Origin of the sequence: Acidiphilium multivorum AIU301 (genome assembly GCF_000202835.1) — a bacterium.
Taxonomy (GTDB): Bacteria; Pseudomonadota; Alphaproteobacteria; order Acetobacterales; family Acetobacteraceae; genus Acidiphilium; species Acidiphilium multivorum.
In genome coordinates this window covers 2,006,564-2,030,670 of the sequence record NC_015186.1, presented here as the reverse complement: position 1 = coordinate 2,030,670, position 24,107 = coordinate 2,006,564, and the positions used below count along the sequence as shown (strand labels likewise).

At 69.3% G+C, this 24,107-nt stretch carries 26 protein-coding genes; 19 read left to right on the top strand and 7 right to left on the bottom strand.

Translation table 11 applies throughout. The features are described from left to right. The first annotated feature begins 3 nt into the window (after positions 1–3). A complete protein-coding gene (locus ACMV_RS09115) occupies positions 4–711 on the top strand; it encodes a class I SAM-dependent methyltransferase (protein WP_013640208.1) in 708 nt (235 codons plus the stop codon). Positions 712–720: 9 nt separating this feature from the next. On the opposite strand, the gene ACMV_RS09110 is transcribed toward ACMV_RS09115, so the two are convergent. Next, complete coding sequence (locus ACMV_RS09110; RefSeq protein ID WP_013640207.1) at positions 721–1,227, bottom strand: Spy/CpxP family protein refolding chaperone; 507 nt, start codon at positions 1,225–1,227, stop codon at positions 721–723. Between the two features lie 204 nt (positions 1,228–1,431). Here ACMV_RS09110 and ACMV_RS09100 point away from each other — a divergent pair, with 204 nt between their 5' ends. From ACMV_RS09100 to ACMV_RS09085, 4 genes are read left to right on the top strand one after another with little or no spacing between them, the layout of a single operon-like run. Beyond that, on the top strand, positions 1,432–1,989 hold the full coding sequence (locus ACMV_RS09100; protein ID WP_013640206.1) for a NifU family protein: 558 nt from the start codon (positions 1,432–1,434) through the stop codon (positions 1,987–1,989). Between the two features lie 42 nt (positions 1,990–2,031). Continuing rightward, positions 2,032–2,616, top strand: coding sequence for a malonic semialdehyde reductase (locus ACMV_RS09095; protein ID WP_007423328.1), 585 nt, complete (start codon positions 2,032–2,034; stop codon positions 2,614–2,616). 1 nt (position 2,617) lies between these two features. Beyond that, the gene (gene tsaB / locus ACMV_RS09090; RefSeq protein WP_013640205.1) at positions 2,618–3,289 is read left to right on the top strand and encodes a tRNA (adenosine(37)-N6)-threonylcarbamoyltransferase complex dimerization subunit type 1 TsaB; all 672 of its coding nucleotides are present in this window, start codon (positions 2,618–2,620) and stop codon (positions 3,287–3,289) included. Next, complete coding sequence (locus ACMV_RS09085; protein WP_013640204.1) at positions 3,286–3,732, top strand: GNAT family N-acetyltransferase; 447 nt, start codon at positions 3,286–3,288, stop codon at positions 3,730–3,732. The genes tsaB and ACMV_RS09085 overlap by 4 nt, the downstream gene beginning before the upstream one ends. Here the strand turns inward: ACMV_RS09085 and ACMV_RS09080 are convergent. Beyond that, complete coding sequence (locus ACMV_RS09080; protein WP_013640203.1) at positions 3,701–3,964, bottom strand: sulfurtransferase TusA family protein; 264 nt, start codon at positions 3,962–3,964, stop codon at positions 3,701–3,703. The two genes, ACMV_RS09085 and ACMV_RS09080, sit on opposite strands and share 32 nt — an antisense overlap. Before the next feature lie 159 nt (positions 3,965–4,123). Between ACMV_RS09080 and ACMV_RS09075 the strand changes: the two genes are divergently transcribed. Then, the gene (locus tag ACMV_RS09075; RefSeq protein ID WP_011942476.1) at positions 4,124–4,573 is read left to right on the top strand and encodes a MucR family transcriptional regulator; all 450 of its coding nucleotides are present in this window, start codon (positions 4,124–4,126) and stop codon (positions 4,571–4,573) included. Positions 4,574–4,812: 239 nt separating this feature from the next. Then, entirely contained in the window at positions 4,813–5,610 is a 798-nt protein-coding gene (locus ACMV_RS09070; protein ID WP_007422904.1) for a DeoR/GlpR family DNA-binding transcription regulator, read from the top strand. A 56-nt stretch (positions 5,611–5,666) separates the two neighbouring features. Here the strand turns inward: ACMV_RS09070 and ACMV_RS09065 are convergent, their stop codons facing one another. Next, positions 5,667–6,332 (bottom strand): alpha/beta hydrolase, encoded by a 666-nt coding sequence (locus ACMV_RS09065; RefSeq protein ID WP_011942475.1) that lies wholly within the window; start codon positions 6,330–6,332, stop codon positions 5,667–5,669. A 442-nt stretch (positions 6,333–6,774) separates the two neighbouring features. Here ACMV_RS09065 and cysE point away from each other — a divergent pair, with 442 nt between their 5' ends. The 5 genes from cysE (at position 6,775) to ACMV_RS09040 (ending at position 11,056) form a co-directional block, all read left to right on the top strand. Continuing rightward, positions 6,775–7,542, top strand: a complete 768-nt coding sequence (cysE, locus tag ACMV_RS09060; protein ID WP_013640202.1) for a serine O-acetyltransferase — start codon at positions 6,775–6,777, stop codon at positions 7,540–7,542. After that, positions 7,517–8,671, top strand: coding sequence for a cysteine desulfurase family protein (locus tag ACMV_RS09055; RefSeq protein WP_048858353.1), 1,155 nt, complete (start codon positions 7,517–7,519; stop codon positions 8,669–8,671). The genes cysE and ACMV_RS09055 overlap by 26 nt, the downstream gene beginning before the upstream one ends. 54 nt (positions 8,672–8,725) lie before the next feature. Next, positions 8,726–9,058, top strand: a complete 333-nt coding sequence (locus ACMV_RS09050; RefSeq protein ID WP_007423728.1) for a ferredoxin family 2Fe-2S iron-sulfur cluster binding protein — start codon at positions 8,726–8,728, stop codon at positions 9,056–9,058. A gap of 4 nt (positions 9,059–9,062) precedes the next feature. After that, the gene (gene mnmA / locus ACMV_RS09045; protein ID WP_013640200.1) at positions 9,063–10,100 is read left to right on the top strand and encodes a tRNA 2-thiouridine(34) synthase MnmA; all 1,038 of its coding nucleotides are present in this window, start codon (positions 9,063–9,065) and stop codon (positions 10,098–10,100) included. A 275-nt stretch (positions 10,101–10,375) separates the two neighbouring features. Beyond that, entirely contained in the window at positions 10,376–11,056 is a 681-nt protein-coding gene (locus ACMV_RS09040; RefSeq protein WP_041664832.1) for a Hint domain-containing protein, read from the top strand. On the opposite strand, the gene ACMV_RS09035 is transcribed toward ACMV_RS09040, so the two are convergent. Continuing rightward, positions 11,034–12,167, bottom strand: coding sequence for an ISAs1 family transposase (locus tag ACMV_RS09035; RefSeq protein ID WP_013634879.1), 1,134 nt, complete (start codon positions 12,165–12,167; stop codon positions 11,034–11,036). The genes ACMV_RS09040 and ACMV_RS09035 overlap by 23 nt on opposite strands. Before the next feature lie 85 nt (positions 12,168–12,252). Between ACMV_RS09035 and ACMV_RS09030 the strand changes: the two genes are divergently transcribed. The 4 genes from ACMV_RS09030 to ACMV_RS09015 all read left to right on the top strand — a co-directional run bounded on the left by ACMV_RS09030 (position 12,253) and on the right by ACMV_RS09015 (position 15,775). After that, positions 12,253–13,029, top strand: coding sequence for a Hint domain-containing protein (locus tag ACMV_RS09030; RefSeq protein WP_267884511.1), 777 nt, complete (start codon positions 12,253–12,255; stop codon positions 13,027–13,029). A gap of 263 nt (positions 13,030–13,292) precedes the next feature. After that, positions 13,293–13,604: an RNA chaperone Hfq gene (hfq, locus tag ACMV_RS09025; RefSeq protein WP_041664830.1), complete on the top strand. Its 312-nt coding sequence runs from the start codon at positions 13,293–13,295 to the stop codon at positions 13,602–13,604. A gap of 6 nt (positions 13,605–13,610) precedes the next feature. Further along, complete coding sequence (gene hflX, locus ACMV_RS09020) at positions 13,611–14,918, top strand: GTPase HflX (RefSeq protein ID WP_013640196.1); 1,308 nt, start codon at positions 13,611–13,613, stop codon at positions 14,916–14,918. A gap of 26 nt (positions 14,919–14,944) precedes the next feature. After that, entirely contained in the window at positions 14,945–15,775 is an 831-nt protein-coding gene (locus ACMV_RS09015; RefSeq protein WP_231844327.1) for an inositol monophosphatase family protein, read from the top strand. Between the two features lie 138 nt (positions 15,776–15,913). Here the strand turns inward: ACMV_RS09015 and mazG are convergent, their stop codons facing one another. Continuing rightward, positions 15,914–16,696 (bottom strand): nucleoside triphosphate pyrophosphohydrolase, encoded by a 783-nt coding sequence (mazG, locus tag ACMV_RS09010; protein ID WP_011942470.1) that lies wholly within the window; start codon positions 16,694–16,696, stop codon positions 15,914–15,916. Between the two features lie 99 nt (positions 16,697–16,795). Between mazG and msrP the strand changes: the two genes are divergently transcribed. Beyond that, complete coding sequence (gene msrP / locus ACMV_RS09005; protein WP_013640195.1) at positions 16,796–17,773, top strand: protein-methionine-sulfoxide reductase catalytic subunit MsrP; 978 nt, start codon at positions 16,796–16,798, stop codon at positions 17,771–17,773. Here msrP and ACMV_RS09000 read toward each other — a convergent pair. Continuing rightward, positions 17,766–18,200: an NUDIX hydrolase gene (locus ACMV_RS09000; RefSeq protein ID WP_013640194.1), complete on the bottom strand. Its 435-nt coding sequence runs from the start codon at positions 18,198–18,200 to the stop codon at positions 17,766–17,768. The two genes, msrP and ACMV_RS09000, sit on opposite strands and share 8 nt — an antisense overlap. Further along, positions 18,197–20,260 carry an ATP-dependent DNA helicase RecG gene (recG, locus tag ACMV_RS08995; protein WP_013640193.1) on the bottom strand — a complete coding sequence of 688 codons (2,064 nt, stop codon included), beginning with the start codon at positions 20,258–20,260 and terminating at the stop codon, positions 18,197–18,199. The genes ACMV_RS09000 and recG overlap by 4 nt, the downstream gene beginning before the upstream one ends. Positions 20,261–20,302: 42 nt before the next feature. Between recG and ACMV_RS08990 the strand changes: the two genes are divergently transcribed. Next, positions 20,303–20,611 carry a succinate dehydrogenase assembly factor 2 gene (locus tag ACMV_RS08990; protein ID WP_013640192.1) on the top strand — a complete coding sequence of 103 codons (309 nt, stop codon included), beginning with the start codon at positions 20,303–20,305 and terminating at the stop codon, positions 20,609–20,611. Further along, positions 20,608–24,042 carry a transcription-repair coupling factor gene (gene mfd, locus ACMV_RS08985; RefSeq protein WP_007422886.1) on the top strand — a complete coding sequence of 1,145 codons (3,435 nt, stop codon included), beginning with the start codon at positions 20,608–20,610 and terminating at the stop codon, positions 24,040–24,042. The genes ACMV_RS08990 and mfd overlap by 4 nt, the downstream gene beginning before the upstream one ends. Positions 24,043–24,107 lie beyond the last annotated feature (65 nt).

Here is a 24,107-nt window from a genome sequence, read left to right as displayed (position 1 = left end):
GGGATGCGTCTCGATGCGCCCTCGATCGCCGATTTCTACGCCACGCCGCGCGGCGCCGCCACCGCGCGGCTGATTCGCGCGCGGCTGCGGGAGTTCTGGCCCGAGGCGCGCGGCTGCGAGATGCTCGGCCTCGGCTATCCCGGCCCCTATCTGCGGCTCTGGCGGGATCAGGCGGCGCGCTGCATCGCCGCCGTGCCGGCGCAGATCGGCGCCGCCCCCTGGCCCGTCTCCCGTCCCGGCCTCAGCGTGCTGGTCGAGGAGGATGCCTTGCCCTTCGCCGATGTCAGCGTCGACCGGCTGCTGCTGATCCACGGTCTCGAACACGCCGAAACCGCCCGCCGCCTGCTGCGCGAGGCCTGGCGGGTGCTGCGCCCCGAGGGGCGGATGATCGTCGTCGTGCCCAACCGCGCCTCGCCCTGGGCCTATCTCGAACGCACGCCCTTCGGCCACGGCCAGCCCTATTCGCCCTCCCAGCTCGGCCGCATGCTGGCCGACTCGCTGTTCCGGGTCGAGCGGCGCGATGCCGCCCTGTTCCTCCCCCCGCTCGGCGGCCGCGCCATCCTCCGCGCCGCCCCGCTGGTCGAGCGGGCCGGCCGGCGCATCGCCGCCCAGGCCGGCGGCATCATCCTCACCGAGGCGACGAAGGACGTCGCCGGCGTCATCCCGCTGCGCGCGGGCCGCCGGCGCCGCCTCGTCCTCGCCGAGCGCTGACGGGGGAGCTCACCCCTTCGCGCGCAGCTTCCGGTGTTCGAGGTGCCGCTTCGCATAGGCGCGGAACATCGCGTCCACCTTCTTCTGCTGCGTGGCGTCCAGCTTCGTGTAGAGCGTCTGGAACGCGGCGGTCAGCTTGTTCATGTTGTCCGCCTGCTTCGCCTGGATCGCGGCGAAGGACTCCATGTTCTGCACCGCGTTCATCGTGGCGAGATGCGCGGCCCGGCTCTGGTAGAGGGCGGCGATCGAGGTCGCGTTGTCGCGCGAGACCTGGGCGAAGCCATGCCAGGCCGCCTGCTCGGCCTTGGTGATGCCGAGTTTCGTCTTCAGCGCCGCCAGCCGGTGATCGACATGCTTGAGCACGGGCGAATGCGGGGCGGCCGCCGTCGTGGTCTTGGTCTCGGGGGTTGCGGCGCGCGCATGGGGCAGGGCGAGGGCGGCGATCGAGGCGCCGGCCATGGTCGCGGCCAGCAAGGCGGCGGGGGCGTGGGCGCGGAGGGAGCGGATCGGCTTCATGTCGGAACTCCGGTTGGTTGAACCGCTCCGCCTTAGCCTGCGTTTCATGACGCGATGCTGGCGCCGCCGTGTCGGAATCATGGCCTACGCCGAATTCATCCGCGGTTTTGCCCTGCGTCAGCCCCCCTTGTCCTTTGCCCCGATCGGGACGATGTTGTGCCGAAAGGACCGCACAGGTCCGGTTTGAAATACGGAGTGTCTTCCATGTTCATCGAAACCGATGTCACCCCCAATCCGGCCACGCTGAAATTCCTCCCCGGCCGCGAGGTGCTCGGCCAGGGCTCGGCCGATTTCGACTCCGCCGATGCCGCCGCCGCGAGCCCGCTGGCCGAGGCGCTGTTCGCGCTGCCGGGCGTCGTCCGCGTCTTCCTCGGCGCCGATTTCGTCTCCGTCACCCGCGATGAAGGCACCGAATGGACCTCCCTCAAGCCGCAGGTGCTCGGCGCGATCATGGAGCATTATCTCTCCGGCCGCCCGGTCATGGCCGGCGCCCAGGCCGAGGTGGACGAGGACGTCGATCCGGCCGACCGCGAGATTGCCGACCAGATCAAGGAACTGCTCGACATGCGGGTCCGCCCGGCGGTCGCCGGCGATGGCGGCGACATCGTCTTCCGCGGCTTCCGCGACGGCATCGTCTCGCTGCACATGCAGGGGGCCTGCTCCGGCTGCCCGTCCTCGACGGCGACGCTCAAGATGGGTATCGAGAACCTGCTCAAGCATTACGTGCCCGAAGTGAAGTCGGTCCGGCAGGTGATGGCCTGAGCCGGCGATCCCCGCCGTCCCCCAGCTGAACGGAGAGTCCGCATGACGCTCGATGACGGCGCGCTCGACGCGCTGTTCCGCACCGCCCGCACCAAATCCGCCTGGACGGCCGACCCGGTGCCGGACGAAACCCTTCACCAGCTCTACGACCTGCTGAAGAACGGCCCCACCTCGGCCAACTGCTCGCCCGCGCGCTTCCTCTTCCTGCGCAGCGCGGAATCGCGCGAGCGGCTGAAACCCGCCCTCAACCCCGGCAATATCGAGAAGACGATGGCCGCGCCGGTCACCGTCATCGTCGCGCACGATCCGCAATTCTACGAGAACCTGCCGAAGCTTTTCCCGCACGCCGATGCCCGCGCCTGGTTCGCCGGCAACCCCGACCTCGCCGAGGAAACCGCCTTCCGCAACGGCACGCTGCAAGGTGCCTATCTCATCATGGCCGCGCGTGCCCTCGGGCTCGATTGCGGGCCGATGTCCGGTTTCGACAAGGCGAAAGTCGACCAGATTTTCCTTTCCGAACAGGGATGGCGTTCGAATTTCCTCGTCAATCTCGGCCACGGCCAGAAAGACGACCCGTTCCCCCGCGCCCCGCGCCTCGAATTCGACGAAGCCTGCGTCCTGCTCTGAGATGGCGCCGCCCGCCGCGCGCCTGCTGGTGCTCGATGCCGCGCTGAAGCGCGCCCATGTCGGCGTGATCGCGGGCGAACAGGTTCTCGCCGCCCGCGAGGGCGCGCCCGAGACCGGCCTTGCCGATTTGCTGCCGGTCTGGGCGGCGGACTGCCTCGCCGAGGCGGGACAGCCCGCCGCCGGCCTCGACGGCATCGCTGTCACCATCGGCCCCGGCAGCTTCACCGGCCTGCGCGCTTCCCTGGCCCTTGCGCAGGGAATCAGCCTCGCCGCCGGCATTCCGGTCCACGGCGTCACCGTGGGCGAGGCGATGGCGGCGATGCTGCCCGATCTTGCCCGAAAGCTCTGGGTCGTCACCGCGGCGCGGCGTGGCCGCGTCTTCCTGGAACGCGACGGTGTGGCCGCCGCCTTCGACGACGCCGATCTGCCCTCGCCGGACGGTCCGGTCGCCCTCGCCGGCGACCGCGCCGCCGAGGCCGCCGCCCGTCTCGCCGCGCGCGGTCACGACGTCCTGCTGACTGGCCTGCGCGCCTGCGCCATCGGCGGCATCGCCACCGCCCTGCGCCGGCGCCTCGCCGCCGGGCTGGCGCCGCGCCCGGCCCAGCCGCTCTATGTCGACCCGCCCGAGGCGCGCCTGCCCGCCGGCGGCCTGCGTCCGCCCCCGCGCCCGTGAACGGCTCCGGCCCGGCGCCCGTCAACCGGGTCCACGCCGAAGCCCTGGCCGCCCTCCACGAAGCCGCCTTTCCGGACGACCCGTGGCCAGGCTCCGCCTTCGCCGCCCTGCTCGACAATCCGACGACCTTCGGCTTTCTCGACCCCGCCGGCGGTCTCGTCATCGCCCGCGCCGTCGCCGGCGAGGCCGAAATCCTCACCATCGGCGTCGCCCCGCCGGCCCGCCGCTGCGGCCTTGCCCGCGCGCTGCTCACCGTCGCCCTCGCCGCGGCGCGGGCGCGCGGGGCCGAAACCGTGTTCCTCGAGGTCGAGGCCGATAACGCCGCGGCCATCGCCCTCTACCGCGCCGCCGGCTTCATCGCCGCCGGCCGCCGGCGCGATTACTATGGCGCCGGGCGCGATGCCCTTCTGTTCAGTCTTCGGCTTTCCGGATCACCAGAATAGCGCTGCCATCCGGCAGATCGATCATGTCGAGCAGGTCGTGACCCTGGTCGGACGCCGCGCGGGGAACATTCGCCCGCGGCTCCGCGCCGCGCAGCCGGACCAGCAAAACCTCGCCCGCCGCCATCGAATCGAGCGCGAGTCGCGTGCGCACGTAAGTCATCGGACAGGTTTCGGCAGTAATGTCGATTGCCCTGTCATGGGCGGGGAGTTCCATGATTTTCGTGTCCTGCATTACCGTTTCCTAATCATGCACAAAAAATGGAACAGTTGTTACCCGAATTACCTGCTCCTTTCGGACGATTTTTTGCGGCAAATTCTTGCAATTCATCCGGAAATGTTCCAAATCAGCCGGAAGTTCAACATTGTTTTTGACTTCATAAAAGGACAAATCATGCCGGAGAGCCAGGATAACCAGCAACTCCTTCAACTGACGGCGCAGATCGTGTCGGCGCATGTATCGCACAATTCGGTTTCCGCCGAAATGCTGCCGGCGCTCATCCGGGATGTCTATCAGAGCCTCAGCGGCACCGAGCAGCCAGTCGAGGAACCGCCGCCGCCGCTGGAACCGGCTGTCAATCCGAAGAAGTCAGTCTTCAACGACTACATTATCTGTCTCGAAGACGGAAAGAAGCTCAAGATGCTTCGCCGCCATCTGAAGTCGGCCTATAATCTGACGCCTGAACAGTATCGTGAACGCTGGGGCCTTGCGAACGACTATCCGATGGTCGCGCCCGCCTATGCGAAGCAGCGCTCCAACCTTGCCAAGAAGATCGGCCTCGGCACCAAGCCCGCGAGCCAGGCGCCCGCTTCCGGCTCGCCCCGGAGCAAGAAGGGCGACTGACCGCCGCCCTGCTTCCGGTTCTCCGGACGAAATCGACCCGGCGGCACTGTCCGCCGGGTTTTTTTGTCTCCGTGAACCGCCGCTCTGATTGTCAACATGATAAGGCACGGCATCCGATCCTTCAGGGTCGGAAAGTGCTGGATGCGGGACGATGGTTGCGTTTTGATCCGCCGTGCTCCAATGATGTTCGCAAGCGAAAGCCGGCCGGCCGGCATCGCGCCTGAAACAGGGGGAAGCGCGTGTCGGACAATTCCGCATCCATCAGCCGGCGGGCCGAAATCGTCGCCCTGGTCGGCTCGAACGGATTTCAGACCATCGAGGCGCTGGCCCGCCACTTCGACGTGACGGTGCAGACCATCCGCCGGGATCTCAATGCCCTCGCGGCGGACGGCAAGCTCAGCCGCTATCGCGGCGGCGCCGGCCTGCCCTCCAGCGTCGAGAACATGGAATACCAGCGCCGCCGCGTCGTGCATCTCGAGGCGAAGCAGCGCATCGCCGACATGGTGGCGGCGGACATTCCCGAACACGCCTCGCTTTTCATCAATATCGGTTCGACAACGGAGCAGGTGGCCCGCGCCCTGCTCGGCCATCACGACCTTTCGGTGATTACCAACAACCTCAACGTCGCGCGGATCATGAGCGAGGACACCGATTTCCGCGTCATCGTCGCCGGCGGCATGGTGCGCAACCGCGATGGCGGCATCACCGGCCAGGCCACCCGCGACATGTTCGACCGGTTCCGCGTCGATATCGGCATCATCGGTGTCTCCGGCATCGATGCCGACGGCGCGCTCTACGATTTCGACATGGACGAGGTGATCTGTTCGCAGGCGATCATCCGCAATGCCCGCCGTGTCGTGCTGGTGACCGACCATTCGAAATTCGGCCGTCCGGCGATGGTGCGGATCGGCACGCTCGCGCAGGTTTCCGCCCTCTATACCGACCAGCCGCCGCCGCCGCCGATCGCCGCGCTGATCGGCACGCTCGGAATCGAACTTCATGTTGCCGATTCGGGGCCGGCTTCCGGCGCCCCATGAAAAACGCCCGGTCCCTCGCGGGGCCGGGCGTTGCGGACTGCGTCGCGGTCAGGGGCTCAGTCGGCGGCCAGCGCCATGTGCTTGCGGGCGATCTCGCCGCTGACATAGGCCTCCACTGCCTGGCCGATCGCGTCGGCATGGTTGGCGAACACGTGATCGGCGCCCTCCAGCACGCGGTAATCGACGGCGACACCCTTCTGCGTGTTCAGCTTGTCCACCAGCTTGCGCACCGAAATCTCGGGCACCAGCTCGTCGGCGTCGCCGTGGATCATCAGGCCGCCGCAAGGGCAGGGGGCGAGGAAGCCGAAATCGTAATGCGCCGCCGGCGGGGCGACGCTGATCCAGCCCGACACTTCCGGCCGGCGCATCAGCAACTGCATGCCGACGAAGGCGCCGAAGGAATAGCCGGAAATCCACAGCCCGCCATGTCCCGGGTTCAGCGCCTGCATCCAGTCGAGCGCGGCGGCGGCGTCGTTGATCTCGCCCATCCCGCCGTCATAACTGCCCTGGCTGCGGCCGACGCCGCGGAAATTGAACCGCATCACCGAGAAGCCGAGGCGCTGGAACACCTGATACATCGTGTAGGTGATGCGGTTGTTCATTGTCCCGCCATGCAGCGGGTGCGGGTGCAGCACGAGGGCAAGCGGCGCGCCGCGGTCCTTGGCGTGATGATAGCGTCCTTCAAGTCGGCCGTCCGGCCCGGCAAACATAACTTCAGGCATGGTCTTGTCTGGTCTTTCTCACTCGATCGTCAGGTCATCCGATATCGGGGATGGGCGGATATCGAAGGTTCCGGTCAACGCGGCCCCCCGGCCGCTCGGCGAATCCGTTCAGGTGCCGCCGGATCCGGGAAATCGGACTAGGCTACCACTGTATATAGGCATAATCCGCGCATTATTGACCGGTCCGGTCTGCATACCTACTCTCCTGAACGTGACAATCATTGTCTCTCGTAAGGATGAACCGTGTGATTCGCGTCTGGCCCGTTCAATGCGGCAGTCCAAAGAGCCAGCGGAGGGCCGTGCCGTTCCGCCGTGTTCGCCGGGCCGGGCCCTTGCCAAAAATGTTTCTCCCTGTGCTTTCAATCCGGCTCCGCAGCGCCACATCTCGCCGCGGGTATCCACAATTAGTGGATAGGATTGAAATTTTCCACGGAAATGTCGCATGAGCCGCATGTTTTTGCGTGAGACCATCCGGGCCTACCGCCAGCGCGACCCCGCTGCCCGTTCGGATCTTGAGGTCCTGCTGTGCTACCCGGGCCTGCATGCCGTCCTGCTGCACCGCGTCGCGCACTGGTTCTGGCAGCGCCGGCTGCGCCTGACCGGTCGGTTCATCTCCCATCTCGCCCGCATGGCGACCGGCATCGAGATCCATCCGGGGGCAACGATCGGCCGCCGCTGCATGATCGATCACGGCATGGGCGTGGTCATCGGCGAAACCGCGGTAGTGGGCGACGATGTCTATCTCTACCATCAGGTCACGCTCGGCGGCACGTCGAGCGAGCGCGGCAAGCGCCATCCCTCGGTTGCGAACAACGTCATCATCGGCGCCGGCGCCAAGGTGCTGGGCAACATCCTGATCGGCGAGAACGCCCGCATCGGCGCCAACGCCGTGGTGGTGGCCGACGTGCCGGCGAACACCACGGTGGTCGGCATCCCCGCCCGCCCGGTCGAGCGGGGCTCGGCGACCCGCCCGCCCAAGCCCCGCTTCGACCCCTACGGCACGCCCTGCGACCCCTGCCTCGACCCGCTGCTGGGCGAGATCGAGCGGCTGCGCACCGAACTGACCGACCTCGAGGCCCGCATGGCCCGCGCCGAACGGCGCGAAACGGAGCATGCCGAACGGCGCGAAACGGAGCATGCCGAACGGCGCGAACCGGATCGTGCCGGGCCGCGCGAAACCGACCATGACGAGCCCGTTGCCCGGGGCTGAGCCGGGCCTCTACCTCGACGCCAACGCGACCGAGGCGCTGCGCCCCGAAGCCCGCGAGGCGGTGCTCGCCGCCTTCGATCTCGTCGGCAATCCGGCCTCCGTCCACGCCGATGGCAGGGCCGCGCGCAAGCTGCTCGAATCCGCCCGCGCCGCCCTTGCCGCACGCCTCGGCGCCCGGCCGGAAAACGTCGTCTTCTGCGCGGGCGCGACCGAGGCGAACGCGATGGCGATCCATGGCCTCGCCGGCGGCGGCGCCATCGTGATCGGCGCCACCGAGCACGATGCCGTGCGCGCCGCCGCCCCCGCCGCCCTCATCGCCCCGGTCGATGCCGCCGGCCGGCTCGACCAGACCGCCTTCGCCGCCCTGCTGGCCGCGCACCGCCCGGCACTCGCCTGCGTCATGGCGGCGAACAACGAAACCGGCGTTCTCAACGACATCGCCGCCATCGCCGCCCTCTGCGCCGCGCAGGGCACGCGCCTGCATGTCGATGCCGTGCAGGCCGCCGGCCGCGTCGCCGATCCCGATTATCTCGCCCAGGGGGCGTCCAGCGTCGCGACCTCCGCGCACAAGCTCGGCGGCCCGAAAGGGGTGGGCGCCCTGCTGCTCGCACCCGAGGCCGCGTCCGCCTTCGCGCCGCTGATCCGCGGCGGCGGGCAGGAGCGCGGCCGCCGCGGCGGCACCCACAACCTGCCCGGCATCGCCGGCTTCGCCGCCGCCCTCGACGCCGCCCACGCAACCACATGCCCCGATCCGCGCCTCGCCGCCCTGCGCGATGCGATCGAGGCCGGCGCGCGCGACTGCGGCGCCCGCATCGCCGGCGCCGGGGCCCCGCGTTTGCCGAACACGACCTGCCTCGTCCTGCCCGGCCTTGCCGCCGAAGCCCAGGTCATCGCGCTCGATCTCGACGGCATCCGCGTCTCCGCCGGCTCGGCCTGCTCCTCCGGCAAGGCCGCCAGCAGCCACGTTCTCGCCGCCATGGGCCTCGGCGATCTCGCTGGCAACGCCATCCGCGTCTCGTTGCCCTGGAACGCGCCGGACGACGCGCCCGCCCGTTTCCTCGCCGCATATCGGCGTCTTGCCGCCCGCGCCTTGCGCAAATCCGCGCATGTCTCTACCTCGGCAGCGTGAATGGCGGCGGAACGGCGCGCGCCTTCCACCACGCAACGGGTTCAAGGGTTTCAAATGCCGAACATGACTTTCATCGAGCGCGACGGCACGCGCCGGACGGTGGACGCGCCGTCCGGCCTGTCGGTGCTCGAAATCGCCCACAAGCACGGGATCGACATCGAGGGCGCCTGCGAAGGCTCGCTCGCCTGCTCGACCTGCCATGTCATCGTCGATCCCGACTGGTTCGCGAAGCTCGCCGCCGCCTCGGAAGACGAGGAGGACATGCTCGACCTCGCCTTCGGCCTGGAAAAGACCTCCCGCCTCGGCTGCCAGATCGTGATGTCCCCGGCGCTGGACGGGCTCGTCGTGAAGCTGCCCGCCGGCGTGCGGAACGCGCAGAACGGCTGAGATCGTGCGCGTCGTCGTCGCCATGTCCGGCGGGGTGGACAGTTCGGTCGTCGCCGGGCTGATGCACGAGGCCGGGCACGAGGTGATCGGCGTCACCCTCCAGCTCTACGATCACGGCGCGGCCACCAGCCGCAAGGGGGCCTGCTGCGCCGGGCAGGACATCCACGACGCCCGCAACGTCGCCGACCGTCTCGGCATCGCCCATTACGTGATCGACGCCGAGGCCGCCTTCCGCGCCGCGGTGATCGGCGATTTCGCCGAATCCTACGCCGAGGGCCGCACCCCGGTGCCCTGCGTGCGCTGCAACCAGCACCTCAAGTTCGGCGACCTGCTCGGCCTCGCCCGCGACCTCGGCGCCGAGGCGCTGGCCACCGGCCACTATGTCCGCCGCGAGGACGGGCCGGAGGGAGCGGAGCTTCACCGCGCGGTCGATGCCCGGCGCGACCAGTCCTGGTTCCTCTTCGCCACCACGCGCGACCAGCTCGCATTCTCCCGCTTCCCCCTCGGCACCATGCCGGACAAGGACGCCGTCCGCGCCGAGGCCGCGCGGATGAACCTGCCCGTCGCCGAAAAGCCGGACAGCCAGGACATCTGCTTCGTTCCCTCCGGCACCTATGCCGACATCGTCGCGAAGCTCCGCCCCGATGCCGCCGCTCCCGGCGAGATCGTCACCGAGGACGGCGCCGTGCTCGACCGTCACCAGGGCATCGCCCGCTACACGGTCGGCCAGGCCAAGCGCCTCGGCGCCGCCTCCGGCCACGTCGTCACCCGGATCGACGCCGCCCGCCGCCGCATCGTCGTCGGCCCCCGCGGCGCCGGCGGTCGCGAGGTGCGGATCGCCGAGCCGAACTGGCTGATCGATCCGCCCGCCGCCCCGTTCCGCGCCAGCGTCAAGCTCCGCGCCGGCGAGACGCCGCACCCCGCCGAGATCGACATCGCCCGCAACCTCGTCACCCTCGACACCCCCGCTCTCGCCGCCCCCGGCCAGGCCTGCGTCGTCTATCGCGAGTCCCGCGTTCTGGGAGGCGGTTTCATTTTATGAATTCATTCGCATCATAAGATAACATAACGTTAAATTCGCGTCCGCTGAAGCATTAAAAAAATTGAATCTCTTGTTGTCGTTGCTTATCATGGCGTCAGAATATTTCAAATTTCAGACATATTTGAACGCGGGAGAGCGGCATGTCCGATGTGACAATACCTTCTGGTGATACGCTGATTCTCAATGCATCGCTGACCAGCAACTTTTCATTTCCAACGACGGGGTCAGCCCCGACGGATCTCGTCATCGAGCCGTCCGCCCTTTCAATAACCTTCGTGGGGGTCACGACGGCCGTCACCGCGCTCGAACTGGGCGGCAACATCCAGCATTTCGGACCGAACGACACGATCGTCCTGGCCGATGCCACGACCGACTTCTCCAATTTCGACACCTCGCCCTCGGCGCCGAGCGATGTCACGACGTTCCAGAATATCGCCGGCCTCGCCGTGAGCCAGGATCTCAGGATTTACGCCTCGGATGGTCTGATCCAAACCGACAGTCCCCTCATCAACCTCGAGTACGGATCGGCACTGAATACGTCACTCGCGCCGTTCATCAACGCGATCGAGCAGTCCCTGTTCGGCAGCATCCCTTCCACCGGCACGCTGACCCTCTCGGTCGGCCTTAGCGATTTCGGCGACTCCTCGGCCGAGCCCGGCCCTGCGTCCGAGACCGGCGGATACGCCTTCACCATCACCACGGGCAGCGACATCAACCCCTGCTTCGCCGCCGGCACGCAGATCCGCACCCCGGCCGGCGAGACCCCGGTCGAATCCTTGCGGGCCGGCGATACCGTCCTCACCGCCGCCGGCGCCGAACGCCGCGTGGTCTGGATCGGCCGCCGCACGCTCGACCTCAGCCGCCATCCGCGCCCCGAACTGGTCCGCCCGGTCCGCATCGCCGCCGGCGCGCTGGCCGATGGCGTCCCAGGGGTTACGCATGAAAGAAGCCGGTGAGCACTTGCTCCATGTAACGGTTATCCCAGGCGGCCATTTTGCGGCGCCCCTTGAGACTGGCCTTTGATGCCTGATGGCGGCGAACGAGGTTGATTGCGATCTTGCGAAGCAGGGAGAAGTTCTGGACGGCGTTGCGATCCCGGATCCGGCAGTGATCTTCGTTGAAGGTGACGTCGAGCACCCAGTGTAGGCTGTTCTCGATCTGCCAATGTTGACGGATCGCTTTCGCCAGGATTTCGGGTTGATCGTCGCTGCTGGACAGGAAGTAGCGGATTTCGGCTTCGATCTTGCCGGATCCGTTGACGCCGCGGATGGTTTCCACGGCCAGAACGCTCTTCAACCCCGGCCAGTCGCGCAGCGGTTCCAGCGCTACGGCGTCCGGACAGACGAACACCCGGCGCCGAACAAGACGACCATGACCATCATCGAATTCGTCATGCACCGGCCGATCAACGGGTGAGCGGCTGAAGCAGGTGGTTGCGCAATACTCCTGCACGGCGCTGTGTTTCTTCCCCTGGTTTGCTTTGAGGGTGACGAGATAATCAGCACCCCGCTCGAGAATTTTGGACGCGATGGCTCGCTGGCACCCCATCGCGTCCAGCGTGACAATGGCGCCCTTGATGTCCAGCACATCCAGCAATTCCGGGATCGCGGTGATCTCGTTCGATTTGTCGCCGACCTGACGCTGGCCGAGCACCAGCCCCCGATCACTCGCCCATGCACTCACAACGTGAAGCGCCGCCTGGTCCCGGCTGCGATCAAACGAGCCGCGGATCGTTTTCCCGTCAATCGCCACCACTTCCCGGTCCAAAGTCGTCCCGAATGAGCGCGCCCACGCTTCGAAACATGCCTCGAAACGCCCGGTATCGATCAGCATGAACACACGCCGGAAGGTGTCGTGCGATGGAATGCCGTTCGGCAGCGCCAAAAACGTGCCCAGCCATTCCTGCTTGCTACGGCCATACAGTGCCATATCCTCCCAGCTTTCCGCCCCGGCAATCACCGCGCACACCGCAATCACCAGAATATCAATTAGCCGGTGCTCAACCTTGCCGCCGCAGCGGGGGTCTTCCAACGCCGAAAATTCCTCCACAAGCCGCCTCACCGACATGCACGTCTCCCAATCTCAAGGAGACTCCCCGAATCACACCCGATTCCATGCCGTCAACTATGCCCGAAATTTTCATGCGTAGCCCCTGGATGGCGTCCCCGCGCGCGACCTCGTGGTCTCGCCCGACCACGCCCTGTTCCTCGACGGCGTGCTGGTCCAGGCGAAGGATCTGGTCGACGGCACCATGATCGCACCCGACCGCCGAATCTCCCGCGTCACCTATTTCCATGTCGAGCTCGACCGGCACGACGTCCTGCTGGCCGAGGGCGCGCCGGCGGAAAGCTTCCTCGATACCGGCCATCGCGGCCTGTTCGAGAACGCCGGCGAACCGATCACCCTGCACCCCGACCTGATGCAGGCCCGGCGCGAGGCCGAAGGCTGCGCCCCGCTGGTCACCGGCGGCGACGCCCTGGCCGCGATCCGCGCCCGCCTCGCCGCGCGCCGCGCCGCGCAGGGCTTCGCCCTGGTCCGCGTCCGCCCCGCGCTCCGCCATGGCGACCTGATCATCGAGGCCAGCGAGGAGAAGCCCGGCACGTTCCGCTTCGCCCTGCCCGCGAACGCGACCGAATTCGAACTCCTCGCCGGCACCTTCGTCCCCGCCGAGGTCGACCCGGTCTCCACCGACCGCCGCCGCCTCGGCCTGTCGGTTGCCGGCCTCGCGCTGGACGGCGTGGCGCTCGACCTCGAAACCGCGATCCCAGCACCCGGCCGCCTGCCGCGCGCGGGCGGCGATGCCGGCGTCTGGACAAGCGGCAACGCCGGCATCCGCCTGCCCCGCGCCGGCGCCGAACTGGCGCTGACGCTGACCGCCCAGGCCCTGTTCTGGACCGCGCCGGCCGCCATGCGGCGCGCCAGCGCCTGATCTCCGCCGGCCCACCGGCCGCGCCCTGTGATGGTGGCGGGTGTGTGATGCACCCGCCACAAGCGTTTTTTTATCCCATGCCGGGCGCTTCCGATTGGTTTCGGCGCCCCGGCAAGCTATATCTCCGCCTGCGGCATCCGTTTGCGGGCTCTCCGAACGGGCGGGGCCGAACATGCGGCAGCGGGTTCCGGCCCGATGCCATGACCCGATGCACCCACGCCATGGCAACCGCCATGCCCGGCAAGAAAAAAAGGACTCCAGACGTGGCCAACGAAAAATCGCAGAACGTGCAGGATGTCTTCCTCAATCACGTTCGCAAGAGCAAGACCCCGGTCACCGTGTTCCTGGTGAACGGCGTGAAGCTCCAGGGTGTGATCACCTGGTTCGACAATTTCTCCGTCCTCCTCCGCCGCGACGGGCACACCCAGCTCGTCTACAAGCACGCGATCTCGACCGTGATGCCCGGCGCGCCGATCCAGCTCTTCGACGCGACCAAGGCCGAGGGCGCCGCGCCGGCGGGCGGCGCCACGCTCAGCCTCGGCCGCGCCGGCGATCCCGACCGCGATGCCGGGTAGGCCGGGTTGAGCATACCCACCCAGGCCGCGCCCACCCGCGCCGCCGTCCTGCTGCCTTGGGAACATGGCGGACGCAACGGCCCGCGCGAGGCCGAGGCCCGCCTCGCCGAGGCGATCGGACTCACCGCCTCGATCGGCCTCGTCATCGCCCATGACGAAATCGTGCAGATCCGCGCGCACCGCCCCGCCACCCTGTTCGGCGAGGGTCAGGTGCGGCGGATCGGCGAGTCCATCGCCGAGGCCGAGATCGGCGTCGCGGTGGTCGATTCCACGCTCAGCCCGGTGCAGCAGCGCAATCTCGAACGCGCCTGGAAGTGCAAGGTCATCGACCGCACCGGCCTGATCCTCGACATTTTCGGTGAGCGCGCCCGCACCGCCGAGGGCGTTCTGCAGGTCGAACTCGCGCATCTCGCCTACCAGCGCTCCCGCCTCGTCCGCTCCTGGACCCATCTGGAGCGCCAGCGCGGCGGCTTCGGCTTCCTCGGTGGCCCCGGCGAAACCCAGATCGAGGCGGACCGCCGCCTGATCACCGACCGCATCGCCCGCCTCCGCCGCGAGCTCGACGAGGTCCGCCGCACCCGCGCCCTGCACCGCGCCGCGCGCAACCGCGTGCCCTATCCGGTCGTCGCCCTGGTCGGCTACACCAATGCCGGCAAATCCACGCTGTTCAACGCGCTCACCGGGGCCACCGTCCACGCGCAGGACCAGCTTTTCGCCACCCTCGACCCGACGATGCGCCTCATCGTCCTGCCCTCCGGCCGCCAGGCCATCCTGTCGGACACGGTCGGCTTCATCTCCGACCTGCCGACCGAACTCGTCGCCGCCTTCCGCGCCACCCTCGAAGAGGTCGCCGCCGCCGACATCATCCTCCATGTCCGCGACTGCGCCCACCCCGACAGCGCCGCCCAGCGCGCCGACGTCGTCTCCGTGCTCGACGGCATGGCCCGCTCGGGCATGATCGACGAGGGATGGTCGTCCCGCTGCATCGAGGTGATGAACAAGATCGATCTGCTCGATCCCGCCGCGCGCGACCTGCCGGGCGCTTCCGCCATCGCCGTCTCGGCGCTGTCCGGCGAGAATCTCGACACGCTGCGCGCCACGATCGATGCCCGGCTCGCCGGCGCCATGCAGGTCGCGACCTACTGGCTCGCGCCGGCCGACGGCGCCGGCCTCGCCTGGCTCTACCGCCACGGCGAGGTGCTCTCCCGCGCGGATGGCGAGGACGCCATCGCCATCGAGGTCCGGCTCCGCCCCGAGGACCGCGCCCGTTTCGAGCGCGATCACGAAGCCGCGCTGCACGCCCCGGTCCCCTGACCCACCGCCACGGATTCCAGCCCATGATGCCTGACAGAACCGACCTTTCCGCCATCGCGGCGCTGCTGCGCGACGTCGCGCGCACGATCGTGATGCCCCGCTTCGGCCATATCGGCCCGGCCGACCTGCGCACCAAGTCCGGCCCGCTCGACCCCGTCACGGTGGCCGACGAGGCGGCCGAGCGCGCCCTCACCGAAGGCCTGCGCGCCCTGTTCCCCGATGTCGCGGTGATCGGCGAGGAATCCGTCGCCGCCGATCCCGCCCTGCTCGGCGCGGTCGCCGGCCCCGGTCCCGTCTTCGTCATCGACCCGATCGATGGCACCCAGAACTACGCCGCCGGCCTGCCGCTGTTCGGCCTGATGATCGCCCTGGTCGAGGACAATCGAACCATCGCCGGGCTGATCCACGACCCGCTGCGCGACGACACCATGCTCGCCACAAGCGGCGGCGGCGCCTTCCTGCTCCGCGGCGCATCCGATTCAGCCGAATGGCTGCCCCTGCGCGTCGCCGCCCCGGCGCCGCTCGCGCAGATGATCGCCTCGGTCTCCTGGCAATACATGGCGCGGGCCGAAAAATCCCGCGTGCTCGGCAGCCTCGCCGCCCTCGGGCAGACGCCCAACCTGCGCTGCGCCGCCGCCACCTACCGCGCCATGGCCTCCGGCCATATGCACGCCTCGGTCTCCCGCCGCACTTTGCCGTGGGACCACGCCGCCGGCACGCTGATCGTCGAGGAAGCCGGCGGCCATGTCCGCCGGCCGGATGGCGAGGCCTGGCGCCCGGCCGATATCGATGGCGGCCTCATCGCCGCCACCGACCGCGACACCTGGCACCGCCTGCGCGACGCGCTCTACGGCTAGAGCACGTTCCGATCCGAACGGATCGGATGATGCCCTAGAGCACCATCCGATCCATCCGGATCGGATGTAGTGCTCTATGATATTGATAATTAGAGCATCTTTATCCGATCAGATGACTCCATCTGATCGGATGATGCTCTAGCCCTCCCGCTTCACCGCCTGCCAGAGCGCTTCCATCTCGGCGAGCCCGGCCGCCTCCGGCGTCGTCCCGGCGGCGGCGAGCCTCGCCTCCACCGCGCGGAACCGGCGCTCGAACTTCGCATTCGCCCGCGCCAGCGCCTGCTCGCCATCGCAGCCGAGCTTGCGGGCGAGATTGACCATCACGAAGAACATGTCGCCCAGCTCGTCCTCGATCCGCGCCGGGTCCGCCCCCGCCAGCTCGGCGCGCAGCTCCGCCGTCTCCTCGTCGAGCTTGTCGAGCACCGAATCCGCATCCGGCCAGTCGAAGCCGACCCGCGCCGCCCGCGCCGCGAGTTTCCGCGCCCGCATCAACGCCGGCAGCGTGGAGGCGATGCCATCCAGCACGCCGCTCTCCGCCCGTGCCGCCCGCTCGCGCGCCTTGTCCGCCTCCCAGGCCCGGGTCTGCGCCGCCTGGTCCCGCGCCGCGGCCTCGCCGAACACATGCGGATGCCGGCGGATCATCTTCTCGGCGATCCCGGCGGCCACCTCCTCGAAGCCGAACCAGCCGCGCTCCTCGGCCATCCGCGCGTGATAGACCACCTGGAACAGCAGGTCGCCCAGCTCGTCGCGCAGCGCGTCCGCATCGCCTTTTCCGATCGCGTCCGCAACCTCATAGGCCTCCTCGACCGTATAGGGAGCGATGGTGGCGAAATCCTGCTCGCGATCCCACGGGCACCCGGTCTCGGGATGCCGAAGCGCTGCCATGACGGCGAGGAGGCGGTCGATCGGTCTGTCGGTCATGCGGTCCCGAAGCTGTGAAGGGTGGTCCCGCGCGGGTCACGGCGGGTTGATGAATGGCCTGCGCGCACCAGAGTAATCTATCGCCCGAGGAGAACAACCATGCACGTCATCCGCAAACCGGACTGGTCCCTGCCCGAAACGGAGGCGACCCCGCCGCATCTGGCGCTCGACCGCCGCGCCGCCCTTGCCACGCTGGGCGGCGCCATGCTCGGCTTCGGCCAGATCGGCGCCGCCCTCGCCGACACCAACGCCAACGCGAACGCCAAACCGGGCGACCGCATCTCCGACTACCCGCCCTCCGCCGCGCGTTTCGACCCCGAGCGCAGCCTCACCCCGCGCCACAATGTCGAGACCTACAACAATTTCTACGAATTCGGCCTGAACAAGGACATCTGGCGCAAGGCCCAGAAACTGCCCACCGAACCCTGGACCATCCGCATCGACGGCATGGTGGAAAAGCCCTTCACCATCTCCTTCGACGACCTGATGAAGAAGGTCAGCACCGAAACCCGCATCTACCGCCATCGCTGCGTCGAGGCCTGGTCCCTCGTCGTCCCCTGGGAAGGCTTTCCGCTCGCCGATCTGGTGAAACTGGCCAAGCCGCTCTCGGGCGCGAAATATCTCCGCTTCACCACGCTGTCCGACCCGAAGGTGATGCCCGGCCTGTCGATCCCGTTCTTCCCCTGGCCCTACCACGAGGGCCTGACCATGGCGGAGGCGACGAACGAGCTCGCCTTCGTCGGCACCGGCATGTATGGCGCGAAGATGCCCAGGCAGGACGGCGCGCCGATCCGCGTCGTGCTGCCCTGGAAATACGGCTTCAAATCGGCGAAATCCCTCGTCCGCATCGAGTTCGTCAAGGAGCAGCCGGTTACCTTCTGGGAAAAGACCAGCCCGGACATGTACGGCTTCTGGGCCAATGTGAACCCGAAATACCCCACCCTGCGCTGGAGCCAGGCGCGCGAGCGCGTCATCGGCACCGGCGAGGTGGTGCCGACGCAAATCTACAACGGCTACGGCAAATGGGTGGCCCCGCTCTATGCCGGCATGAAGCAGGACAAGAAACTGTTCATGTGACGACCAGCAGCCGGCGGGCGATGCCGATCACCCGCCGCGCCTCGCTCCACAATTCGTAGCGGTCGAACTCCGCCGCCCTGACCCAGGCGATGTCGGTCACGTCACCGCCCGCCACCGCCTCGCCGCCCTGATACAGCCCGGCGAAATCGAGGATGGTGTAGTGAAACTCGATCCGCTGCGCCGCGTCGCGATGGATCGAGTCCACATGCGCGGCCAGCACCAGCGCGCCGGCCTCGAGCCCGGTCTCCTCGCGCAGTTCCCGCCGCGCCGCCGCCTCCGCCGTCTCGCCGAGCTCCTGCGCCCCGCCCGGCAGGCTCCAGGCGCCGAGTGCGGGCTTGCGGCCGCGGCGGATCAGCAGCACCTCGTCGCCGCGCAGCAGCACCACCCCGATGCCGACGCGCGGCGCCGCCGGATAGGCCCGGCTCATCCCGCCACCAGCGCGCGGATCGCGCGGTCCTGCTCGAACAGGTGCAGCAGCACCCGCGCCGCCCGGCCGCGCGGGGTTTCCAGGTGCGGGTCGGTGTCGAGCAGCAGTGTCGCGTCCTTCTGCGCCATCGGAATCAGGTCCTCGTCGCGTTCGGCGTCCGCCAGCCGGTAGCCGGGCAGGCCGGACTGTTTCGCCCCCAATATGTCACCGCCGCCGCGCAGCCGGAAATCCTCGTCGGCGATGCGGAACCCGTCCTCCGTCTCCCGCAGGATCGCGAGCCGGCGCCGCGCCGCCTGGCTCAGCTCGTCGCCGTGCAGCAGCAGGCAGAAACTCGCCGCCGCCCCGCGCCCGACCCGCCCGCGCAGCTGGTGCAGCTGCGCCAGCCCGAACCGGTCCGCCCGCTCGATCACCATCACGTTCGCCTCCGGCACGTCCACCCCCACCTCGATCACCGTGGTCGAGACCAGGATGTCCGCCTCGCCGCGGGCGAAGCGCTCCAGCGCCGCCGCCCGGATCTCGATCGGCTGCCGCCCGTGCGCCAGCACCACCCGGTCGCCGAACCGCTCTGCGAGTGCGGCGAACCGCGCCTCGGCGGCGGCGATGTCCACCGCCTCGCTCTCGGCCACCAGCGGACACACCCAATACACCCGCCCGCCCCGGCGGATCATCCGCGCCACCGCGGCGACGATCTCCTCCATCCGCCCCGCCGGGTGCAGCGTGGTGCGGATCGGCTTGCGTCCGGCGGGCTTCGCCAGGATCCGGCTCACACTCATCTCTCCCCAGTGCGAGAGCAGCAGCGTGCGCGGAATCGGCGTCGCCGTCATCACCAGCATGTCCGTCGCACTTCCCTTGGCGCCGAGGGCGAACCGCTGCTCGACGCCGAACCGGTGCTGCTCGTCGATCACCGCGAGGCCGAGATCGTGGAACGCCACGCTCTTCTGGAAGATCGCATGGGTGCCGACCACGATCGGGATCGACCCATCCGCGAGGCCGGCCAGTACAAGCCGCCGCTCGGCCGCCCGCAGCGAGCCGGTCAGCAGCGCCACCGGCACCGGGCAGAGTTTTTCCAGCGTCGCCAGATGCTGGCGGGCGAGCAATTCGGTGGGGGCGAGCAGGGCGGCCTGTGCGCCGGCCTCGACCACGCGCAGCATCGCCAGCGTCGCCACCAGCGTCTTCCCCGCGCCGACATCGCCCTGCAACAGCCGCAGCATCCGGTGCGGCGCGGCGAGATCGGCGTCAATTTCGGCCAGTGCCGCCGCCTGCGCATCGGTCGGCGCGAAGCCGAACCGCGCCAGCGCGGCGGCCCGCAGCCTTCCATCGCCGGTAAAGGCGCGCCCCGGCCGCCGCCGCCGCCGCGCGCGGATCAGCGCGAAGGCCAGCTGCCGCGCCAGCAATTCGTCATAGGCGAGCCGCCGTGCCGGGCGGTCGTCCGGCATCGATTCGGGCGCGTGCAGTGTCCGCAGCGCGGCGGTAAAGCCCGGCCAGCGCCGCTTTTGCAGCACCGAGGGCAACTGCCATTCCGGCAGCTCCGGCAGCCGGGCGAGGGCGCCGTCCACCGCCCGCGCCATCACCCGTGCCGTGAGTCCCGCCGTCAGCCCCCGCACCGGCTCGATCGCCGGCAGGCTCGCCGCCTGCGCCGCCGGCAGCACGTAATCGGGGTGGGGCAGGGTAGGGCGGTCGGCGAAGCGCTCGATCTTGCCCGACAGCAGCAGTTTCGCGCCCACCGGAAACTGGCCGAGCCGCCCGGGGTGGAACAGCACCACCTCGCCGAAGCCGCTGGCGTCGCGAATCACCACCCGGTGCGGCTGCCCGCGCCGCGCCGGCGCCTCGTGCCGCACCACCTCGACCATCACCGTCGCGACCGATCCCGGCTCCGCCTCCGCCAGCGTCGACTGCCGCGAGCGGTCGATGAAATGCAGCGGCAGGTGGAACAGCAGGTCGCCCACGCTCGGCCCGCCCACCGCGCGCGCGATCAGCGCCGCGAGTTTCGGGCCGATGCCCGGCAGGCTGGCAAGCTCGGCCCGGAACGGCGCCAGCGACTCGGAGATGTTGGTGGTCACGGGCTGACAGTGGCGGAGCACTCGACTATATCGCAAGCCATCATGACCGAAGTATCGTCCGAGGCGCTCATCCAGCGCCGCCGCCGGCTGCTCTACCGCGCGACCCATCGCGGCACCTACGAGAACGACCTGATGATCGGCGGCTTCGCCCGCAAATACATCGACGGGATGGACGATGAGGCGCTCGACGCGCTGGAGGCGGTGATGGAACACCCCGATGCCGAGCTGGCCGACTGGCTGACCGGCCGCAAGCCGGTCCCGGCCGAGGCGGAGTCGGACATGCTCCGCCGCATCCGCGACGAGGCGGCGGAGATCGCCCAGGGCGAGTTCGGCGCCAAGCGCGGGCGATGAGCCTGCTCACCGTCTACGGCGCGCCGGAAGGGTTCGACGCCGACCTGATCGCCCGCCGCGCCGCCGAGGCGGGCACGGTGCTGCACATCGCGCGCGACGATGCCCGCCTCGCCCGGCTGGAGGACGCGCTCGCCTTCTTCGCCCCCGCCGCCGAGATCATCCGCTTCCCCGCCTGGGACTGCCTGCCCTACGACCGCGTCTCGCCCAACCCGGCGATCGTGGCCGACCGCGTCGCCGCCCTGGCCCGGCTGCTGGAACCGGCGAAGGGCACCCGCATCGTGCTGACCACGGTGAACGCCGCGGTCCAGCGCACCCCGCCGCGCGCGCGCTTCGCCGATGCCAGCCGCACCATCGCCCCCGGCGGCGCCGCCCCGCCGGACGATCTCGCCCGCTTCCTCGAACAGCGCGGCTATCACCGCGTCGGCACCGTCATGGAGCCGGGCGACTTCGCCGTGCGCGGCGGCATTTTCGACGTCTGGCCCTCCGGCGAGCCGGCGCCGGCCCGCATCGACCTGTTCGGCGACACGGTGGACACGCTCCGCCGCTTCGACCCAGGCACCCAGCGCAGCGGCGAGGCGCTGCCCTCGCTCACCTTCCGCCCCGCCTCCGAACTCCCGCTCGACGCCGACTCGATCAGCCGCTTCCGCACCGGCTTCCGCGAGCTGTTCGGCGCCGAGGCGCTGACCGACCCGCTCTACGAATCGGTCTCCGAGGGCCGCCGCCATCCCGGCATGGAGCATTTCGCGCCGCTCTTCTGCGCGACGATGGAAACCGTGTTCGACTATGCGCCCGGTGCCGCCATCAGCCTCGACCACCAGGCCGAGGAGGCCGCCGCCGCCCGCTTCGAGATGATCGCCGATCACTACGAGGCCCGCTCCGCCCCGCCCCGCGCCGGCGAGGCGCCGTACCGGCCGGTCGCGCCCGCGCGCCTCTATCTCGACCGCGCCGGCCTCGATGCGCTGCTCCGCGCCCGCGGGGCAACCGTGTTCTCGCCCTTCTCCCGGCCCGAGGGCGCCGAGGGCGTGGAAGCCGGCGGCCGCCCCGGCGCCATCCTCGCCTCCGCCCAGGGCATCGCCTCGGTCTATGAGGAATTCCGCCTGCTCGCCGCCCGCTGGCGCGAGGCCGGGCGCCGCGTCGTCCTCGCCGCATGGTCCGCCGGCTCGCGCGACCGTCTCGCCGCCCTGCTGCGCGACCACGGCATGCGCTCGATCCCGATCGACAACGCCGCCGAGGCCCGCATCGCCCAGGGCGACGCCGTGCTGCTCGCCGTCCTCGGCCTCGAACGCGGCTATGTCGCCGACGATCTCGCCATCGTCGCCGAGCAGGACCTGCTCGGCCAGCGCATCGCCCGCCCGCCGCGCCGCCGCCAGCGCGCCGACCAGTTCATCGCCGACGCCACCGAAATCGCCGAGGGCGATCTCGTCGTGCATCAGGATCACGGCATCGGCCGCTATGACGGGCTGGTGACGCTGAGCGTCGAGGGCGCGCCGCATGACTGCCTGCGCATCCTCTATGATGGCGACCAGAAGCTCTTCCTGCCGGTCGAGAACATCGACATGCTCTCCCGCTTCGGCAGCGAGACCGCCGGCGTCGGGCTCGACCGCCTGGGCGGCGCCTCCTGGCAGGCGCGCAAGGCCAAGGCCCGCAACCGCATCCGCGACATGGCGGCCGGCCTCATCCGCATCGCCGCCGAGCGCAAGCTGCACGACGCCGCGATCCTCGCCGCCGATGACGGCGCCTTCGCCGAATTCTGCGCCCGCTTCCCCTACACCGAAACCGAGGACCAGGCTCGCGCCATCGCCGACGTGATGGAAGATCTCGCCGCCGGCAAGCCGATGGACCGGCTGGTCTGCGGCGATGTCGGCTTCGGCAAGACCGAGGTCGCGCTCCGCGCCGCCTTCATCGCCGCGATGTCCGGCGCCCAGGTCGCCGTGGTGGTGCCGACCACGCTGCTCGCCCGCCAGCACTACCGCCTGTTCTCCGAGCGCTTCGCCGGCCTGCCCATCCGCGTCGAGCAGCTCTCCCGCCTCGTCTCCGCCAAGGATACCGCGAAGGTGAAGGCCGGCCTCGCCGACGGCACGGTGAACATCGTCGTCGGCACCCATGCGCTGCTGTCGAAAACGATCGCCTTCGCCGACCTCGCGCTGCTGATCGTCGACGAGGAGCAGCATTTCGGCGTCGCCCACAAGGAACGGCTGAAGCAGCTCAAGGCCGACATCCACGTCCTCACCCTGACCGCGACGCCGATCCCCCGCACCCTCCAGCTCGCGCTGACCGGCGTGCGCGACCTCTCGCTGATCACCACCCCGCCGGTCGACCGTCTCGCCGTGCGCACCTTCATCATGCCGTGGGACAAGCTGGTGATCCGCGAGGCCATCGCCCGCGAGCGCTTCCGCGGCGGGCAGATCTTCTGCGTCGTCCCGCATATCGAGGATATCGACCGGATGCGCGAGCGCCTGGCCGAGATCGCGCCGGACCTGCGCACCGCCACCGCCCATGGCCGCCTGCCGCCGACCGAGATCGAGCGGGTGATGACCGAGTTCAGCGAAGGCAAGCACGACGTCCTGCTCGCCACCAACATCGTCGAATCCGGGCTCGACATGCCGGCGGTGAACACCATCCTGATCTGGCGCGCCGATCTCTTCGGCCTCGGCCAGCTCTACCAGCTGCGCGGCCGCGTCGGCCGCGGCAAGCAGCGCGGCTACGCCTATCTCACCTGGCCGGCCTCGCACACGCTCGCCGCCTCCTCGCAAAAGCGCCTCGAAGTGATGCAGACGCTCGACACGCTCGGCGCCGGCTTCACCCTCGCCTCGCACGATCTCGACCTGCGCGGCGCCGGCAACCTGCTGGGCGACGAACAGTCCGGCCATATCCGCGAGGTCGGCATCGAGCTCTACCAGCAGATGCTGGAGGATGCGGTGGCCGAACTGCGCGCGGCCGGCGGCAGCGAATCGCGCGAGGCCGCGCGGGACTGGACGCCGAATATCAGCCTCGGCCTGCCCGTCCTCATCCCCGAAGCCTATGTTGCCGACCTGCCGGTCCGCCTCGGCCTCTACCGTCGCATCGGCGGACTCGCGACCGATGCCGAGAGCGAGGCGCTCGCCGCCGAGCTGGTCGACCGTTTCGGCCCGATGCCCGAGGAGGTGGAAAACCTCCTCGCCACGGTGGCGCTGAAGCGCGCCTGCCGCGCCGTCGGCGTCGAGAAGCTGGAGGCCGGGCCGAAGGGCATGGTCGTCGCCTTCCGCGGCAACGCATTCGCCAATCCCGGCGGCCTCGTCGCCTGGCTCGCCACCCGCGCCGGCCTGCTCCGCCTGCGCCCGGACCACAAGCTGGTCATGGTCCGCGAGATGGACGTGAAGGCCCGCCTCGCCGCGGCCCGCGACATAATATCGAACCTGCAACGCATTATCGACCAGTCGAAGGCGGCATGAATCGAATTCGTAACTAAACGAATCGAAACTTGCCTCATCCTGCCGGGTCCTCATCTTCTCGTGAG